Here is a 15469-nt window from a genome sequence, read left to right as displayed (position 1 = left end):
CATGGCGAAAAGCCGCGGGACATAGGGTTGTAAGAGAATCCGATTCAGATAAGCCGATTCGAAAAGGCGGCCCCGCATATGCGGGGCCGCCTGCGTCCGGCAGGGCACGGTCCTTAGCCGGGCCGGTCCGGGAATGCGAAGACGGACCGGCGAAGGTCCGGACGCCGGTTTAGATGTCCGGCACGTCCACGACGACCGGTTCGCGCGGGATGCGGGCGAGATCGAACTCGCCGATCAGTTCGGCCGCGGAAACGGACTCGGGACGGTCGATCAGGCCGCTGACGTGAGCCAGCCAGCCAACGAGCCGTTCGGGCGGCGCGCCTCCCTCGCGGAAAGCGGAAATGGCGATGCCGCCATGGCGTTTGGCAAGGCGCTTGCCGTCCGGACCGTTCAGCAGCGGCACGTGCAAAAACGCGGGAGCTTCCAAACCGAGCGCTTCATACAGCAAAATCTGCCTTGGCGTGGAATCGAGCAGATCCGAGCCGCGCAGCACGTCGGTGATGCGCATGTCCGCGTCGTCCATCACGACGGATAGCTGGTAAGAGTGCAGGCCGTCGGCCCGGCGGATGACGAAGTCGCCTCCGCTTCCCGGTGGAAAGAGCTGAGGACCGGCTATGCCGTCGGTGAAGCGGACTTCGCGGTTTTCCGGGAGCGCAAAGCGCAGGGAAGGTTCTTTATGCAGCGCCTTCTCGGCGCGCCGGGCGGGCGTCAGATGCCGGCATGTTCCCGCGTAGGCAGGACCTTCCGAACTCAGGCCGTGCGGCGCGCTGGCGGCGGACAGGATATCCGCGCGGCTGCAGTAGCAGGGATAGACGGCGCCCGAAGCTTCGAGCTTGCGCAGCGCGGCTTCGTAGCGCTCCAGACGCTCGCTCTGCGTATAGGGGGCGTAGGGACCTCCCACGTCCGGGCCTTCGTCCCAATCGAGCCCGAGCCAGCGCAGATCGAGCAGAGCCAGCTCCGCCCATTCCCGGCGGGAGCGCGCCGTGTCGATGTCCTCCATGCGAAGGACGAATTCGCCGCCCAGCGAGCGCATGTGCAGCCAGGCCAGCAGCGCGGTGCGCGCATTGCCCAGATGCATGCGGCCGGACGGCGTCGGTGCGAAACGTCCGCGTCTCATGATCGTTCACTTCCTCGAAATCTGAATTCGGCTGCGGATATCCGCGTCAGAACCGTATTCGTTAAGCATAACGCCGAGGGAGAGCTTCTGGCAAGACCGCGGCCGGAAGGGCGAGCGGAACGGCAGAAAGGCCGGCAGCGGCCTGCGGGAAAATAAGCATGCTTTTAGACAGAAACGGAGTGGACAAGATGAACAAGGAGCAGGAACGAAATCGAGAAAAAGACCCGCAGACCGGCAGGCCGCCGGAAGGCAGCGGAACACGGGAAAAAGGCGCCGGCGCGCTCCCGGTCGACGCCGCGCTGCCGGAGTTGAAGCGGAGCCTCGCCGCAAACCGGCCGGCCATTTTGATCGCGCAGCCCGGAGCGGGCAAGACGACCCGGGTCCCGCCGGCGCTGCTGAACGAGCCTTGGCTGAACGGGCGAAAGATCGTCATGCTGGAGCCTCGCCGACTGGCGGCCGTATCGGCCGCCGATTACATCGCGGAGTCGCTCGGAGAAAAGGCCGGCGGCACGGTAGGCTACCGGATCGCGCTGGACAGCAAGTCGGGCCCGAATACGGCAGTCGAAGTGGTGACGGAAGGCATTCTGACCCGCATGCTGCAGTCCGATCCGTCGCTCGAAGACGTGGGGCTCGTCATTTTCGACGAGTTTCACGAGCGGAATCTGCAGGGGGATCTCGGTCTGGCGCTCGCCCTGCAGAGCCGTGCCGTACTGCGGGAAGATCTGCGGATCCTGATCATGTCCGCCACTATCGACCCGGAACCGGTCTCGCGGGTGCTCGGGGGAGCGGATATCGTCCGCAGCGAAGGAAGGGTCTATCCCGTCGAAACGGTCCATCTGGCGGGATCGCGCGACGCCGCGCTGGAACGGAGGGCGGCGCAGGCCGTGCGCAGGGCATGGGAAGAGACCGAAGGCGGCATTCTGGTCTTTCTGCCCGGCGTGCGGGAGATCGCGCGCGCCCGCGAGGAACTGGTACGAGGAGGCGGCCTGCAGGAGGCGGACATTTTGCCCCTGCACGGCGGGCTGAGCCGCGAAGAGCAGCGCCGCGCGGTCCGGGCTTCCTCGGCGGGCAAACGGAAAATCGTGCTCTCGACGACGCTTGCGGAGTCCAGCATCACGGTCGAGGGAGTAACGGCCGTCGTGGACAGCGGTCTGATCCGTACCCAGACCTTCTCTCCGAGGACGGGCATGTCGCGCCTGGTCACGCTGACGGAATCGCTCGAATCGGCCGACCAGCGCAGGGGCCGTGCGGGGCGGACTGCGCCGGGTGTCTGCTACCGGCTGTGGAGCCGGGAAGAGGAAGCGGGAATGCCGGCGGCGCGCGTGCCCGAAGTGCTGCAGAGCGACCTGGCGCCGCTGGCGTTGGAACTGGCCGCATGGGGAGTCCGCCATCCCGGGGAACTGGATTGGATCGACATGCCGCCGGATGCCGGTTATGCCGAAGCGCAGGCGCTTCTGCGCCGGCTCCATGCGCTGGACGAGGGAGGCGTCATCACGGCCGAAGGGCGCGCCATGAGCGTGCTCGGCGTTCATCCGCGGTTGGCGAGAATGATTCGCCGCGCGATCGGTCTCGGTCTGGGCGCGTTGGCCTGCGACCTGGCTGCGCTGCTGCAGGAGCAGGCGTCTTCGCCCGCGCCGTCCGTCGGCGCCGTGACGGACGCCGTCTCGCTGCTGCCGCGGCTTGAGGCGCTGCGCGCCGCCTCGAGGGCGGGAGCTTCCGGCGGCCTGCGCACGCCGGAGGACCGGGCCGCCGAGCGCGCGGCCCGGCTGCGCCGCATCGCCGGAGCGGCGGACGGCCCTTACGGCGATGCCGGCCGGGCGGGACTCCTGCTCGCCTACGCTTTCCCCGATCGGGTCGGCCGGCGGCGGGGAGGGGGCCGCTTTCTGCTCAGCGGCGGACGCGGCGCGTACGTGCCGGAGCGCGAGCTTCTCTCGCGCGAGGAATATCTGGTCGCCGCCGACATCGACGACCAGGGAGCCGAAGGCCGCATCTGGCTCGCGGCCCCGCTCGAGCCCGGAGATCTCGAGCTTTTCGCCGCGGAAGAAGGCGCGGAGGAAATCCGCGTCGAGTGGGACGCGGAGCGCGAAGCGGTGTCGGCGCTGCGCATCCGGCGCATCGGCGCCGTCGTGCTGAAGTCCGGTCAGGCGTCTTCGCCGGACGAGGAGGAGGTGGCCGCCGCCCTGCTGGCAGGCATTCGCGGCAGCGAAGGGCGGCTGCTGCCTTGGAGCAGGGAGGCGCGCGAACTCCAGCATCGCATGATGTTCATGCATCTGGCCGATCCCGAATTCCCGGCTTCGGACGACGCGGCGCTTCTGGAGGGATTGGAAGAGTGGCTGCTGCCCTACGTCTCCGGTATCCGCAGCGCGTCCCAGCTCAAGAAGCTCGACATGGCGCAGCTGCTGGAACGGCGGTTGACGTGGGAACAGCGCCGCACGCTCGACGCCGAAGCCCCGGTCCGGCTGAGCGTGCCGAGCGGATCGAGAATCGCCGTCGATTACGGCGATCCGGAGCGGCCGTTCATGGCGGTGAAGCTGCAGGAGATGTTCGGTCAGACGCAGACGCCGCGAATCGGCCGAGGCCGCATTCCGGTTACCGTACAGCTGCTTTCGCCGGCGCGCCGGCCGGTACAGATCACGTCGGACCTTGCTAATTTCTGGAAAGAAACGTATTTCGAGGTCAAAAAAGATCTGAAAGGCCGCTATCCGAAGCATTACTGGCCGGACGACCCGAACGGCGCGGAAGCGACGCGGCATGTGCGGCCGAGAAAGTAAGCGTCCATGAATCGCGCGATCGGAATCGTTTCGTCACGAGCTTAGCGGGTAATAAAAAGCGAGCACAAATCCCAATTCAGTCTTGAAGGAGGATTTAACGATGGCGCAAAAAATTGTAGGCGTATTCGAAAACGAACGGGAAGCTTCCCAGGCGATTCACAATTTGCAGGATCGCGGATTCACCTCGGACGAGATTTCGGTAGTGGCGAAAGACCGCAACGACTTGCGGGCAATCGATGAAGAGACGGGAACGAAGGCGCCGGAAGGACTGGCCGCGGGCGCGGCGACGGGCGGCGTTCTCGGCGGCGTGACCGGGCTGCTGGCCGGCGTCGGCGCGCTGGCCATTCCGGGGATCGGCCCGATTCTGGCCGCGGGGCCGCTTGCGGCGGCACTGGCGGGAATGGCGGTCGGAGCCGGAGCGGGCGGCCTGGTCGGCGGCCTGGTCGGACTCGGCATTCCGGAGGACGAGGCTCAAGAATACGAAGGACATTTGGAACGGGGCAACATCCTCGTACTCGTCGACGAAGACGAGCGCAGCGGCAACGTGTACGACTCGTTCCGCGAAAACCGCTCCCTGAACGCCGACCGTTACCATCTGACGGAAGAAGGTTACGGCAACGAGATGCGTACGGGCGGATCGGTCAATCCGGAGATGGACCCGGCAATCGAAAGCATGAAGCGGGAACCGGGCCTGACGAATACCACGCCGGGCATGACGAATCCGAGCCCGTCGGTAGGACCGAATGCCGGCATGTCGCCGAACGCGATGCCGGAAGCGGACCGTCGGCGCGCTGTCGACGATCCGGCGGATACGCTGCCGCCGCGCGGCGACCGGAGAATGTAACGATACGCAGAGGCCTCGCTTTCCCGGCGGCGGACCTGCGCGGAATATAAAGATCGGCGAATCCGGTCGGCTTCTGAAGCCGGCAGAAGACGGATCGCCGCAGGAGAGGCGCCTTGGGCGCCTCTTTTTGCTGCGGACGGATAAATGTCGGCGCGGCGAATCCGATCGGTCGGCGATCTTCGAGATTTGACGATCCTTCTGCCGAGAACAAAAGAAAAAATATATCATCATATGAAAAATTCATAATAGAAAACAAAATCGGTCGCTTCATCCGTGCCCGCAAGCTGTGTCTTCTCTCTACCCCTGAAAAATGAACAAAAGCGCCGAATCGCACTTTTTTCGCCAAAAAGCCCCCTCAAAAGATGTGAAATGCCGCAAAGTCGATTATAATGGAAGGGAACAAGCGTTCACCCGAAAAGGAGGAGGAAAGCATGGCCTTCATGATCGCCCAGCGGGCATTCATCAAACTGTACCTCATCACCATGGTCGAACAGCAGCGCGGATACGGATATCAGATGCTCGAAGAGATGAAGGAGAACTTCAAGCCCTTCGGGTACGTGCCTCCCCAGAGCGAAATTTATCGCGCGCTGCACGAGCTGGTGCACGAGGGAGTCTTCTACCGAACGAAGCAGCTCAAAGGCAACGATCCGCGCGTCGATTTTCAAGAGATCGTGCTGTATCATTTTACGGACGACGGCCCCGAAAAGGCGAAGCTGTACAAAAAACAGGTCAAGACCGACCTCGACCGCTGTCTGGGCATGCTGAACAAAGCGGCGGAAGACAATTACGGCACTTGAAGCCGGCCAAAGCGGCATCGCAGGCTGTTCGGGCCGGTCGCGAAAGCCGTAAGCGGCAGAAGAAGGATGAAGGTCCTTCTTCTTTTTTGCGCGGAAAAAGGCGTTTGGCATGCAGGCAAGAAAACGTTATCATTAAAAAGACGGAAAGGCGCCGATATGCCGGACCGGATCAACGGGCAGAGCCCAAGGAGGAAAACAGTTATGGTTCGAAGGCTGAGATGGGGCATCGTCGGGACCGCGGCGATTGCGGAAAACGCTTTTGTTCCGGCGGTACAGCAGTCCGAACGGGGAAGCGTAACGGCCGTTGCCAGCCGAAACGGCGATAAAGCCCGGGAAATGGCGGAACGGACCGGCATCAAGCGGCATTACGGAAGCTACGAGGAACTGCTGAACGATCCCGACATCGACGCCGTCTATATTCCGCTGCCCAATCACTTACATAAGGAATGGACCATTCGCGCCGCCGCTGCGGGCAAGCACGTACTGTGCGAAAAGCCGGCGGCTCTGGACGCGGAAGAGACGAGGGAAATGCTGAAAGCCTGCGAAGCGGGCGGCGTGAAGTTCGCGGAAGCGTTCATGTACCGTTACGGCGAGAAGCACCGCCGCGTGCGCGAGATCGTCGCGTCCGGCGAAATCGGGGACGTACGCTCGATGAGGGGCGTGTTCAACTACTGCACGCCGGACGATTTCGGCAACGTGCGTTTCAACCGGGCGATGGGCGGAGGTTCGATCTACGACATCGGCGTTTATCCCGTGTCGGCCGCCCGCATGATCATGGGCGGCGAGCCGCTGTGGGCATCGGCCCACGCTTTTTTCTCGCCGGAACACGACGGCGTGGACATGGCCGCCTCCGGGATGCTGGCGTTCGCGGACGGCGTGGCGCTGACGTTCGAATGCGGCATGTGGGCGTATAACCGTTCCTACTTCGAAGTGAACGGAACGAAGGGACGCATAGAACTCCCCCATATGTTCGGCTGGCGGGAAAATCCGCAGATCGTCGTCGATACGGACCGGGAGCGCAGAGAGGAAAAGCTGCCCTGCGTGAACCATTACAAGCTGCAGGCCGACGCGTTCGCGCGCGCCGTCTTCGGCGAGGAGCCGCTTCTTTTTTCCGGAAACGACGCGCTTCTCAACATGCGGGCGATCGATGCTTGTCTTAAATCCGCGCGGGAAGGCTGCCGCATCGAAGTGGCCCGCGATTAGACGGCATAAAGTGACATGAAGCGAAATGAAATTGAAAGCGTCTCCTGCGGCGCGGTATAATAGGTCATGAGCGATTCCATCTTGATTTAAAGGAGACTGTATATGTCGATGAATCCAAATGCCGGAACCCCTCCGGTGTACGAAGCAAAACGCGGCGACTACAACGGGGAAGAGGCCGTTTGGCTAAAATACGGCGATTACGAAGCGGCCGTGCTGCCCCGAATCGGCGGCAACCTGATCGCTTACCGCGATACGGCGCGCGGATTCCGTTTTCTGCGCGAGCCGGAAGACATGCAGGCATTCGTGTCGGACCCGGGCACGCACGGCATTCCGCCGCTCTTTCCCCCGAACCGTTATGACGGCGGCCGCCTGAAATGGAACGGCGAAGAGTACACGTTCCCGGTCAACGAAGAAGCGACAGGCAACTTCCTGCACGGTTACCTGCACACGCTGCCTTGGGAAGTCGAAGCGTTCGGCGCTTCCGAAGCGGGCAGTTTCGTTTCGGTTGCCCACCGCGTCGGCGAAGGGCATAAAATGTTCGAGTATTTCCCGTACGCGTTCACGCTGCGCATTCGCTACACGCTCAGCGCGCTCGGCTTGGAACAGGACGTGACGCTCTTCAACGAATCGGGACGCAAGCTTCCGGCTCTGCTGGCGTTCCATACGGCTCTGAACGCTCCGTTCGCGGAAGAAAGTTCCTCCGAAGACTGCCGCATCAAGGTGACGATCGGTCAGCGCCGCCAATTGGACGAGCGCATGCTGCCCACCGGAGGTTTTCAACCGCTGACGGAATGGGAAGAAGAAATGCGCGAAAGCGGGGTCAACCCTTACGTCGACTCGATGGATAACCATTACACGGCAGTGCCGCAGGGCGGCCGCAACCGGGCGGAAATTACCGATACCCGGCTCGGCGTCAAAGTCGTCTACGATGTAGGAACTTCTTATCGTCATTGGATGATCTGGAACAGCGGCGCCGGCGGTTCGTTCATCTGTCCCGAACCTCAGGTGAACCTGGTCAACGCTCCGAACCTGTCGCTTCCGGCCGAAGACATGGGACTGTTTGCGATCGAACCGGGCGAAGTTTGGCAGGCGACCAGCCGTATCTATACGGTTGATCTTGCGAGCGGCGTGTAAAATTTCATTTTCGTCAACAAGGAGGAATCGCAATGAACGTATCGGAAGCGATCCGTACCCGGCGCAGCGTCGGGACGGTCAAGGATGAAGCGGTGCCGCGCGAGCAGATCGAGCGCATTCTCGAAGCCGGAACGTGGGCGCCCACTCATCGGAAGACCGAGCCATGGCGGTTCTTCGTTCTGCAGGGGGAAGGACGCGCCAGGCTTGCGGCTGCGATGGCGGATACCGAAGCCGCGGAGAAGGGGATCGATCCGTCGCCGGAAGAACGGGAAGAGCTGCTGGCTTCGGCATTGAAAAAAGTGTCCCGCGCCCCGGTCATTATCGCAGTGGGCTGCGAGCCCGCATCGGGTCCCAAAATTATTCCGTTGGAGGAAACGCTGGCCGTGGGATCGGCGATCCAGAACATGCTGCTCGAAGCGCATGCGCTTGGATTGGGAGCGGTATGGAGAAGCGGCAGCCCGTGCTACCATCCGCTGATGGCGGAACGCTTCGGCCTCGGACCGGACGGCCAGATGCTCGGCTTCATCTATTTGGGCTATCCGGATCGCGAGCCCGGCGACGGCAAACGCGAACCCGTTTCGGCGAAAACGGTCTGGATCGACGGGGCGGAAGCCTGATTCGGCGGAAATTTTTCTTTATTGCGCGAAAATGCGGATTTGTATAGGTGTTCCATTGCCTGCCGGTCCCGCTTCTTCAGACGGAAGCGGGGCCTTTTTGTGCGCCGCCGCGTACGGCGATATAATAAAAGACGGACGGCGGAGACCCGTTTCCGCCCGAAAGGAGAGAACGACGATGCAGGAAGTATGGACGGAATCCTTCGCCGCTTCGGTGACCGAATCGGACTTTGCCGGCCGCGTCCGGCTGTCGGCGCTGCTCGGCGCCATGCAAAACGCGGCGGACCGCCATTTGGAACACGCCGGCGTGTCCGTCGGCCGAATGCTGGAGGAAGGCATGGCCTGGGTGCTGATGACGACCCGGCTCGAATTTTCAAAAATCCCCCGGCTGGGAGATCCGCTCTCGCTGGAAACGTGGAACTGCGGCGCCGCAGGCGTGCTCTGGACCCGGGATTACCGGATACTGGACGCGTCCGGCGAACAGCTCGCGCAGGCTTCGACGGCCTGGACGCTCGTCGATATCGCCAAGCGGCGCATTTTGCGCCCTACCGCGTTTCCGTTTCCGCTGCCTGTCAGCGGTCGGCCTTCGCTGGCCGGTCCGCCGGAAAAAGTGGCGCTTCCCGGCGAAGGGGCCGGATGGAGCGAAGCACAGACTTATACGGTGCCCTACAGCGCCGTAGACTGCTACGGACATATGAACAATGCCCGCTACGCGGACCTGTGCACCGATCTGCTGACGCCGGACGAACTGAAGACCCGCGATATTCGCTCGTTTCGCATCACGTACAGCCGGGAAGCCGCGCTGGGCGACGGGATCGCGCTTCGGCGGGGAGCGGACGAAGAAGGCCGGGTGCTCGTGTCGGGAGAATCGGACGGAGGACGCCGGACGTTCGAAGCGGTGTTGGAGCTGCGTCCGATCGATCGGACCGGAAACGAAGAATCGCGTTGAACAAATCGGTTAGCGAAAAAATACAGCTGAATCGGAAGGAGTGCGGAAGCATGAAACGGAACAAGCTCGGAAGTTCGGACCTGATGGTGGGAGAAATCGGCTTCGGCTGCATGTCGATCGGAACGGATGAGGGAAAAGCTGTCGCCCTGCTGCACGAAGCGCTGGAGCTGGGCATCAATCTGCTCGATACGTCCGACCTGTACGATGCCGGACGCAACGAGGAGTTGGTCGGGAAAGCGATCAAGGGACGCCGCGGCGAAGTCGTGCTGGCGACCAAAGTGGGCAACCGGAGGATCCCGGGGCAGGAAGGCTGGACCTGGGACGCCTCCAAGGCCTACATCCTGTCCGCCGTCAAAGACAGCCTGCGCCGGCTGGGCACCGACTATATCGACCTGTACCAGCTGCACGGCGGAACGCTGGACGATCCGATCGACGAGACGATCGAGGCGTTCGAGCAGTTGAAACGGGAAGGCGCGATCCGTCATTACGGGATCTCTTCGATTCGGCCCAACGTGATTCGCGAGTACGTCTCGCGCTCGAACATCGTCAGCGTCATGAGCCAGTACAGCGTTTTGGACCGACGCCCGGAAGAAGAAGTGCTGCCGCTGCTGGAAAGCAGCGGGATCGGCGTCATTGCGCGAGGCCCTGTCGCAAGCGGCATATTGACGGACGGCGGGGACGGGAAGCTGTCGAAGGGGTACCTCGGCTATGCCGAGGAGGAACTGCGCGGTTTCCGGAGCGGCGTGCAGTCCGCGGCGGATCGACCGCTCGCCGAGACGGCGCTGCACTATCCGCTGGCGTCGCCTGCGGTCGCCTGCGTGCTTGCCGGAGCAAGCACGTCGGAGCAGCTGCGCGCCAACGTCGAGGCGGCTTCTCGCGCGCCGCTGAGCGCGGAAGAGCTTGCGGCGATCCGCTCGGCCGTACCGGCGAACGTATACGCGCAGCATCGTTGAGCATGCCTGCCGCGAGTCGGACAAAATGAAGGAAGACACAGGAAAGTTCCGGGACGACGACGCCGATGTCGTCGTTCCGGAACTTTTTTTGCAGCCATCTTGAATGTCCCGCTCCCGTATGGATTCGGACCTTTTTAACAGCAAGTTAACGGTTACCGTACGAACCGTTAATAGAGCGATGATAAAATAGAACGGTTCGGCAATTCAGGAAGACAGAGAGGGGAAAACCCAAAAGTATGAAGAGGATTTCGGCTAAACAGAAGAGGAAATGGCCTGCGCTGCTGGCGGCTGCCGTGCTGGCAACCAGCATATTCCCGGCTCCCATCCCGGTATCGGCAGCTGTGGATAACAGCAATATCGTGATCTCGCAGGTATACGGCGGCGGAGGCAACAGCGGCGCCAAATACAAAAACGACTTTATCGAGCTGTATAATCCGACCGGCGCTCCGATCAGCATAGACGGATGGAAGCTCCGTTATGCTTCCGCCAACACGGAGCTGACTGACACTAAAACTGTCGCATCGCTGACAGGCAGCATCGCGCCGAACGGCTATTATCTGATCAAGGCCGCGGCGGGAAGCGGCGGCACGGATGCTCTTCCGACGCCGGACTTCGACATCTCGCTGAATTTGTCAGGAACGAGCGGGAAGCTCGACCTCCTCGATGACCGGGGAGCAAATGTCGATTTGGTCGGCTACGGCGCGGTAAATACATACGAAGGCGACGGAGCGACCGGCGCGCTGAGCAATACGACCGCGGCCATCCGCAACGAATCCGCTTCGCTGCCTGCCGCGAACCGCGGCCAGGACACCGATTCCAACGCGGCGGACTTTACCGTCGGAGCGCCGGACCCGCGCAGCAGCAGCTATGTCGATGCTCCCGTAACCAGAGCCGAAACCGTAATGCCTTCGCTGCCGGAAGGCGCGCTTCCTTCGGGCAGCCGGGTCTCGTTCGGCAGCGCGACGGCGGGGTCGACGATTCGCGTATCCGAGGCCGCCGCCGGCGAACCCGATCGATTCGTGCCGTATACCGGCCCGATTACGATCGACGGCCCGAAGACGATCAAGGTTTACGCTTCCGCGGACGGTCTCGAAGACAGCGAAACGGCGACTTACGCCTACAGCCTGATGGACAGAAGCAGCGTGGCCGAAGCCCGTTCGGCGGCGCTCGACAAGATTGCTTTTACGGAAGGCATCGTGACGTTCATCAGCGGTTCGGAAGTCTATATTCAGGACGAGACCGGCGGTATCGTGCTGTACGGCTATAACTTGCCCGACGCGGCCGTCGGCGATCGGGTAACGGTCAGCGGCAAAATGGCCGTATACCAGAATCTTCAGGAGCTGACTCCCGTATCGGGCCTGCCCGATGGCGTTATCGAGAAAAACGTCGGCGTGCCGGCTGCCCGGGAGCTGACCGCTTCCGATCTGTCGACGGCAAACGGCGAGCAGCATGAAGCCGAGCTGGTGCGGCTGAACGATGTCGAAATCACCGCCAAAAACGGCAGCACCGTCACGGCCGGTCAGAACGGGACGACGTTCACGATCTACTCCAATTCGTCCAAACTCGCGGTAGGCAAGTCTTTCGACAGCGTAACCGGAGTCATCAAACAGTACGGCAGCGTGTACCAATTGATTCCGCTGGGCGACGACGCGCTCGTCGAGGAGACGTTCTCCGTCACCGTCAACCCGCAGCCCGGCAAGATGATTCGCGGCGGCAAAGTGACGCTGTCAAGTCCGATGCCCGGCGCGTCTATTTATTATACGTTGAACGGGGAGGCGCCGACGGAATCGAGCGCGCTTTACGCGGATCCGATCGCCGTGGACGAAGACGTGACGATTAAAGCGATCGTCGCGGCGGAAGGCCGGACGAGCGAGGTTTATACTTTCGCGTATACTGCCGTCGACCAGCCGCGCATCCACGATATTCAAGGCCGTTCGCATACTTCCGAGTATAACGGTCAAGCCGTCTCGAATATCGAAGGCGTCGTGACCCAGTACGGATATTCGTTCGGAAACGGCGCTTACAAAGGCTTTTACCTGCAGGACAACGAACCGGACAACGATCCGTACACGTCGGAAGGAATCTTCGTGTATTCGACGAACGACAAAATGAAGCCGCAGATCGGCGATCTGGTGCGCGTCTCCGGTACGGTAAGCGAATATAACGAAGGCAGCGCCGGCAACCTGAATTCGACGCAGATCACGATGAACTCGATCGAGAAGGTCACGGACAAACCTTACGAAATGCCGGAACCGGTCGTGCTCGGAACCGGCGGCAGAATCATTCCGAATTCGGTCATCGACGACGACGACATGACGGAATTCGATCCGGAGACCGACGCGATCGACTTCTACGAATCGCTCGAAGGCATGCTCGTCACGCTGCCTAAGCCGACGATTATCAGTCCGTACTGGACAAGCGGCGGCGGCAGCTCGCTCGTCTATAATATCGCGACGCGCGTCGACAACGGCGCGGGCGACGTAGTCTCTCCGGCCGGAGGCCTCGTGCTGAAGGAATACCTGAACTACAACCCGCAGCGCCTGCTTATCGCTTACGGCGATCCGGGGCAGGAAGTCGGCACGGGCGATACGTTCGACGCCGACGTGACCGGCGTTATCGGCTATAACAACGCCAACTATAAAGTCATTCCGGCTCAGGGCAAGCTTCCGACCATCACGAAAAGCGAGCGCGGTCAAGAGACGACCGATATCGTACCGTCGGAAGACAAGCTGATGATCGCATCTTATAATATCGAGAACTATTATCCGGGCACGGGAGCGGAGAAGATCAAAAAGCTCGGCCGATCGTTCGCTTCCAACATGAAGCAGCCGGACATCATCGGCGTCGTGGAAATGCAGGACAGCAGCGGCCCGGCCAATGACGGCGCCGTCGAAGCGGACGCAAGCGCGCTGATCGCGGCGATCGCCGAAGCGGGCGGTCCGACGTATCGGTACACCGACGTCGCTCCGGCCAATAACGAAGACGGAGGACAGCCGGGCGGCAACATCCGCGTGGGATTCCTGTACAATCCGGATCGCGTGCAGCTGTCCGAGAGCGTTAACGGCGCCGAAGGCGGCGCGAAAACGGCCGTCGCCTACGACGCGGCGTCGGGACATCTGACTTACAACCCGGCGAGGATCGATCCGACGAACCCGGCATTCAACGCATCGCGCAAGCCGCTGGCCGCCCAGTTCGCGTTCAAAGGCGAGCAGGTTATCGTGATCGCGAACCACTTCAATTCCAAAGGCGGCGACAACTCGCCGTTCGGCAGTATCCAACCGCCGGTTCTGTCCAGCGAAAAGCAGCGCCACGAGATCGCAAAGGTGGTCAACGGATTCGTCAAGGATGTTCTGGCCGGCAACCCGCAAGCCCGCATCGTGGCGCTCGGCGACCTGAACGACTTCCAGTTCACGCCGACGGCCGAAATCCTGCGCGGCAGCGAGCTGGTGAATCTGATCGATACGCTGCCGCTGAACGAACAGTACACGTATACGTACGACGGCAATTCGCAGGTGTTGGACCATATTCTCGCCAGCAAAAACATCGCGTCTTCCGCGAAAATCGACGTGGTGCATTTGAACGCCGACTATCCGGAATCGAGAGGACGAGTGTCCGATCACGATCCCGTCGTCGCCCAATTCGATTTGAAAGCGGAAGCCGTAATTCCGGCCCCCGGGACAGATCCGGGCACGACGCCGGATCCGGGCACGACGCCGAATCCGGGAACGACACCGAACCCGGGCACGACGCCGAACCCGGGCACGACGCCGGATCCGGGCGCGACGCCGAATCCGCCTTCGAGACCCGATCCGGGCAGCGGAGGGACAAGTGGCGGAACCGCAGCGGATAACGGACAAACGGGCGGAGCGAATCCGTCGGCCGGCACGGTCCCGGTCACGACATTGACGGCTGCCGAACTGAGCGCGCGGATCGCGGCCCTTCCCGGTTCTTCCGACGAATTGGGCATCGCGCTGACTTCCGCCCCGGGCGGAGCTGAAGTCGTCCTGCCGGGTGCGGAACTGCTGCGTCAGGCTTTGTCGAAGCCCGGCATGGTCGTGTCGTTCGCGTCGGAAAACGCGTCTTACTCGCTGCCGCTTCGGGTATTGAACGAAGCGAATCTGGCGGCTCGATTCGAGGGAGACTTCGAACTGAAAGTTTCGATGCTCGGGGCGTCGGCGGACGTGGCAAACGGCGCTGCGCGGGCGGCGGCTCAAAGCTCGCTCAAGTTGGCGGCTCCGGTCATCGACTTCCGCGTCGCGGCGCAGAGCGGCGGCAAAGTCGTCAATCTGACCGAGTTCGGCGGCACCTACGTGAAGCGTGCCATTGCGCTGCCGGAAACTCGGAATACCCGGAACCTGACGGGCGTAACCTATGATCCGGTCAGCGGCGAATTTTCGTTCGTGCCTTCCGTCTTCGCGACTGCGGGAGGCAAGAGCACGGCCGTCCTGATGCGCAACGGAAACAGCTATTACACTGTCGTCGAATCGTCCCGGACTTTTGACGACATCGCGGGACATTGGGCGCAAGCCTCCGTCGAAGAACTGGCCTCCCGCCTGATTATCGACGGTACGGGCCGAAACAAGTTCGCCCCGTCGCGCAGCGTGTCCCGCGCCGAATTCGCGGCGCTCGTCGTGCGTTCGCTGGGGCTGACGCAGAATGCCGCGGCCGCTTCGGCTTTCGGCGATGTCGACGGCGGCGCATGGTACGCCCGGGCGGTAGGAACAGCCGTCGAAGCAGGCTTTATGTCCGGTTATCCGGACGGCAGCTTCAAGCCAAACGCCCCGATTACCCGCCAGGAGATCGCGGTCGTATTGTCCAAGGCCGCCCGATTCACCGGCAGCGAATTGGACGCGTCTCCTTCCGCGGCAGTAGGCTTCGGCGATCTGAAGGAAGCTCCGTCCTGGTCGCGGGCAGCACTTTCGCAGCTGATCTCGGCCGGCATCGTGCAGGGGAACGCGCAGGGGCGGATCGCCCCTCGCGCCGAAGCGACCCGCGCCGAGACCGCGGCCATGCTGGAGAAGCTGCTCAAGCGTCTGCAATTCATCGATTGATTTTCGTCCGGATACAGAAAGGCCCGCGCGGATTTG

General features: G+C 62.2%; 10 protein-coding genes. 9 read left to right on the top strand and 1 reads right to left on the bottom strand.

From position 1 onward, the window contains the following. Positions 1 to 169 precede the first annotated feature (169 nt). Positions 170 to 1117, bottom strand: a complete 948-nt coding sequence (gene gluQRS, locus GYN08_RS23060; protein ID WP_166280030.1) for a tRNA glutamyl-Q(34) synthetase GluQRS — start codon at positions 1115 to 1117, stop codon at positions 170 to 172. 188 nt (positions 1118 to 1305) lie between these two features. Here gluQRS and hrpB point away from each other — a divergent pair, with 188 nt between their 5' ends. The 9 genes from hrpB (at position 1306) to GYN08_RS23015 (ending at position 15433) form a co-directional block, all read left to right on the top strand. Then, positions 1306 to 3888, top strand: a complete 2583-nt coding sequence (hrpB, locus tag GYN08_RS23055) for an ATP-dependent helicase HrpB (protein ID WP_166280027.1) — start codon at positions 1306 to 1308, stop codon at positions 3886 to 3888. Between the two features lie 100 nt (positions 3889 to 3988). Next, entirely contained in the window at positions 3989 to 4732 is a 744-nt protein-coding gene (locus GYN08_RS23050; protein WP_166280024.1) for a general stress protein, read from the top strand. A gap of 431 nt (positions 4733 to 5163) precedes the next feature. Beyond that, positions 5164 to 5529 carry a helix-turn-helix transcriptional regulator gene (locus GYN08_RS23045; RefSeq protein WP_166280021.1) on the top strand — a complete coding sequence of 122 codons (366 nt, stop codon included), beginning with the start codon at positions 5164 to 5166 and terminating at the stop codon, positions 5527 to 5529. 201 nt (positions 5530 to 5730) lie between these two features. Further along, positions 5731 to 6732 (top strand): Gfo/Idh/MocA family protein, encoded by a 1002-nt coding sequence (locus GYN08_RS23040; protein ID WP_166280018.1) that lies wholly within the window; start codon positions 5731 to 5733, stop codon positions 6730 to 6732. Positions 6733 to 6834: 102 nt separating this feature from the next. Then, positions 6835 to 7866 (top strand): aldose 1-epimerase, encoded by a 1032-nt coding sequence (locus tag GYN08_RS23035; RefSeq protein WP_166280015.1) that lies wholly within the window; start codon positions 6835 to 6837, stop codon positions 7864 to 7866. 32 nt (positions 7867 to 7898) lie between these two features. Beyond that, the gene (locus tag GYN08_RS23030) at positions 7899 to 8483 is read left to right on the top strand and encodes a nitroreductase family protein (RefSeq protein ID WP_166280012.1); all 585 of its coding nucleotides are present in this window, start codon (positions 7899 to 7901) and stop codon (positions 8481 to 8483) included. 175 nt (positions 8484 to 8658) lie between these two features. Then, the gene (locus GYN08_RS23025; RefSeq protein ID WP_166280009.1) at positions 8659 to 9429 is read left to right on the top strand and encodes an acyl-[acyl-carrier-protein] thioesterase; all 771 of its coding nucleotides are present in this window, start codon (positions 8659 to 8661) and stop codon (positions 9427 to 9429) included. Between the two features lie 50 nt (positions 9430 to 9479). Beyond that, positions 9480 to 10382: an aldo/keto reductase gene (locus tag GYN08_RS23020; protein ID WP_166280006.1), complete on the top strand. Its 903-nt coding sequence runs from the start codon at positions 9480 to 9482 to the stop codon at positions 10380 to 10382. 236 nt (positions 10383 to 10618) lie between these two features. After that, positions 10619 to 15433 carry an S-layer homology domain-containing protein gene (locus tag GYN08_RS23015; RefSeq protein ID WP_166280003.1) on the top strand — a complete coding sequence of 1605 codons (4815 nt, stop codon included), beginning with the start codon at positions 10619 to 10621 and terminating at the stop codon, positions 15431 to 15433. Positions 15434 to 15469: the final 36 nt, after the last annotated feature.

Source organism: Saccharibacillus alkalitolerans, from assembly GCF_011090185.1.
In the GTDB taxonomy this organism is placed as follows: Bacteria; Bacillota; Bacilli; order Paenibacillales; family Paenibacillaceae; genus Saccharibacillus; species Saccharibacillus alkalitolerans.
The sequence above is the reverse complement of the archived record's forward strand: the minus strand, read 5'-3'. Positions and strand labels throughout refer to the sequence as shown.